Below are 342 nucleotides of genomic sequence, written 5' to 3'. Positions count from 1 at the left end.
TATTACACGCTGCTGATGCTGGACGAACAGCTCATCATCTCCCGACAGACGGAGGAGGCATGGAAAGAAACCGTAGCCTCTACCCGTTCCCTGATGAACGCCGGACTGGCGAACGAATCGGCTGTATCGCAGATGGAAGCGACTTATTATCAAGTGCAGGGTTCTGTGCTCGATTTGCAGCAGCAGATCAATCAGGTGGAGAACAGTCTTGCTTTATTATTGGCAGAGACACCCCGCAACTACGAACGCGGAACGTTGGCAGACCAACAGTTTCCTACGGACTTTGCCGTAGGAATCCCTGTCCGAATGCTTGCCGCCCGCCCCGATGTCCGCTCGGCCGAG

At 55.0% G+C, this 342-nt stretch carries 1 pseudogene; it reads left to right on the top strand.

Annotated features, from left to right (window positions below):
* Nucleotides 1–342, top strand: a pseudogene (locus tag DW640_RS24155) (TolC family protein); the annotation flags it as partial.

The organism is Bacteroides sp. AM23-12 (assembly GCF_003434395.1).
In the GTDB taxonomy this organism is placed as follows: Bacteria; Bacteroidota; Bacteroidia; order Bacteroidales; family Bacteroidaceae; genus Bacteroides; species Bacteroides thetaiotaomicron.
Note: the sequence above shows the minus strand (reverse complement) of the source record. Positions and strands in the feature narration are given on the sequence as shown.